The sequence below is a fragment of the Ligilactobacillus acidipiscis DSM 15836 genome (assembly GCF_001435755.1).
Lineage (GTDB): Bacteria > Bacillota > Bacilli > Lactobacillales > Lactobacillaceae > Ligilactobacillus > Ligilactobacillus acidipiscis.
Genome location: NZ_AZFI01000207.1, coordinates 1 through 3,025 on the forward strand (window position 1 = coordinate 1; position 3,025 = coordinate 3,025).

Here is a 3,025-nt window from a genome sequence, read left to right on the forward strand (position 1 = left end):
GAATTTTTAGTTTTCAGACAGTCCCTAGTAACATTCAACAAGGTGAAAGTACCACCTTTAATGACCAATTCTGGAATTGTCATAAAGAAAGCAAAAACAGCTAACAAAGCACCATTAACAGGATCAAGATTTACTTTTTCTTCGTCCCGGATAATTCTCGTATATTCATAACCAATAACGATCGTAAAGTATAAAGCTAAGATTCCCATAGTCGTTTGGTTAGCAATCATGTACAAGTTAGTGATCTTGACAAATGTTGCATTGAAGAAACCTGTTAAACCTGTGAAAACAGTCGGTAAAATATTTAATACCAAGAACATGGAACCTACGATCGTAAATGGGATACTTGCCAGTCCGGCTGCCATGATAGTCCGAACGATCCGAGTTGCAGCAATTTTTCCCATTGGGGACATGAGTTTATCATTTAACAACTTCATAAATTTGTTATCTTCACCCATAATTTTTTTCTCCTTTGTTTAACGTCAATTTATACTGACAACTATTAAGAACCAGAAAAAACAGGAACTCATGATTGCGGTTACATTTTATGTTTAAAAAAATATTTTTTTAAGCATATTCACCATTTAATGGCACAAATAAGTACATCTTCCTGTTATTATTCTGTCCTAAAAAAATAATAATTCTTCAAATATCAACACTAGCGCTTCTAAGTTACCTCCTTCCATTCAAATTAAAGCGCTTTAATTCCTACATACAAATTATAATATGTTGGTACTATTTTTACAAGTCCCTTTAAATTTTTTTCGCAATTTTTTGTGATTTTAACCTACAAGTCGAGTTAACAACTTTTATTTTCCTTTCAAAAAAATCGTTGCCCCCTTTTATCGGTGGCAACGATTATTCTGTAATATTTTTATTTCTTATTGAGTGCGTCATTGTACTCCTGCATTGTTTTTAAATAGCGGTCACGATCATGTTCGATCAAGTTGACACGTCTTTCCATAAACAAACATAATAGTATTCCTAAAATCAACATGGTAATGATCAGTGTCTTTCCCCTTACTGACATAAACGGATAAAAATTAGCAAACAAGGGCGTCATGCAAATTAACAACAGTGCAAAATTAACGCCTAATTGAATCCAAAAATATATTTTAGAGTACGGTAATTCGTTAGAACTGTTATGCAACTTTTTAAAGTGTTCCCACACAACTGGCAAAACTGCGACCATCAACAATAAAGGCAATAATAGTGTCAGCTGATGCCCTTGGATCAACAGTACCAGCCAGTACAAATTCAGGAAAAAGAAAAATGCAGCGACATATCTAAATAACAAAAAACGATTGAAAGACATAGTTTCCCTACTCTGCTTTTTTCGCTGTTCTTCAATTCTTTTTTGTTCTTGTTTTTTATTTTTAGCCATGTTTTACCCCAACTTCTCTTATCCTTAATATTTTTACTTAGGAACATTTAACAAATTAGTTTTCTAGATCTGCACCATTAGTTTTGATTACTTTTTGATACCAATAAAACGAATCTTTTCTTGAACGCGCTAATGTACCGTGACCATCATCATCTTTGTCAACGTAGATAAAGCCATACCGTTTCGACATTTGGCCTGTTCCAGCAGAAACTAAATCGATGCACCCCCATGGAGTATAGCCCATCAAGTCGACCCCATCAAGAGTAACTGCTTTTTTAACTTCTTCCAGATGTTTGCGCAAATAATCCACACGATATGGATCATGGATGCTGCCGTCTTCTTCAACCTGATCAACTGCACCTAACCCATTTTCCACAATAAACAATGGCAAATGGTAACGGTCAGTCAGTTCATTCAAACCGTAACGCAAGCCAATCGGGTCGATCGACCAATCCCAGTCACTTGTTTCCAAATACGGATTTTCGACAATAACATTATCAGGTGATTCCAAACTATCGGCATTTTCTTTCTTAGCACTAACTGTAATTGATTGATAATAACTGAAACCAATATAATCGACTGTTCCTTCCTTAAGGACAACTTTGTCTTCAGCTGTAATATCTGGTCGATAACCCTGACGTTCTATATAGGCTTCAACACCCTTTGGATATTCACCCCAAGCTTGAACGTCAGAGAACCAGAAACGACGTTGGTTGACCCGTTGAGCCAGCAAGATATCTTCTGGGTCTGAAGAAGCAGGATAAGCTGGTGTATAATTGATCATTGACCCGATCATAAAATCAGGATCGATCTTTTTACCCTCCTTAACAGCCAACGCACTCGCAACTAGCTCATAATGAGCAGCCTGATACATTTCAGCCTCATTATTACTATCATTATCCAAGAGTAAGCCGGAATTTGTAGCCATCGAAAAATCATTATTGAATGAAGCTTGGTTATCAATTTCGTTAAAAGTCATCCAATATTTGACTTGGCCTTTGTAACGTTTGAAACAAGTCGTCGCAAAACGCAGGAAGAAATCTATCGTCTCCCGGCTGCCAAAACCGTTATATTTCTCAACTAAATGCCACGGCATTTCGAAGTGCGCTAAAGTTACAACTGGTTCAATGCCATATTTATGGCATTCAGCGAAAAGATCATCATAAAACTTGAGTCCTTCTTCATTAGGTTCAGTTTCATCACCCTTAGAAAAGATCCGTGTCCAAGCAATCGATGTTCTAAAACACTTAAAACCCATTTCAGCAAATAACGCAATATCTTCCTTATAGTGTCCATAAAAATCAATTGCGTCATGGTTAGGATAATTTTTACCAGGTAAGACACCTTTAGTGATCTCACGGGGAACACCATTTTCTCCAGCAGTCATCACATCTGCGACAGAAACACCTTTACCGCCCTCTTGCCAAGCACCTTCGAGTTGGTGAGCAGCTACAGCACCGCCCCATAGGAACCCTTTTGGAAATGAATTTGCAACCATTATTCCACACTTCTCTTTCTTGTTAAGTTTATAATAAAACGCTTTCCAAAAGAATTATAACTTATTGGTACAACTTCGTCAATGAGGCATCTGCTTTATAAATATATTTAACCATACGTGTGGTGCTAGTTTGTAACATTTAG

The 3,025-nt window shown here is 36.7% G+C and carries 2 protein-coding genes and 1 pseudogene; all 3 read right to left on the minus strand.

The features are described from left to right. Nucleotides 1-461, minus strand: a pseudogene (celB, locus tag FC65_RS09840) (PTS cellobiose transporter subunit IIC); the annotation flags it as partial. Nucleotides 462-874: 413 nt separating this feature from the next. Then, nucleotides 875-1,384 (minus strand): hypothetical protein, encoded by a 510-nt coding sequence (locus tag FC65_RS09845; RefSeq protein ID WP_056972539.1) that lies wholly within the window; start codon nt 1,382-1,384, stop codon nt 875-877. Nucleotides 1,385-1,439: 55 nt separating this feature from the next. Further along, the gene (locus FC65_RS09850; RefSeq protein WP_056972540.1) at nt 1,440-2,882 is read right to left on the minus strand and encodes a 6-phospho-beta-glucosidase; all 1,443 of its coding nucleotides are present in this window, start codon (nt 2,880-2,882) and stop codon (nt 1,440-1,442) included. Nucleotides 2,883-3,025 lie beyond the last annotated feature (143 nt).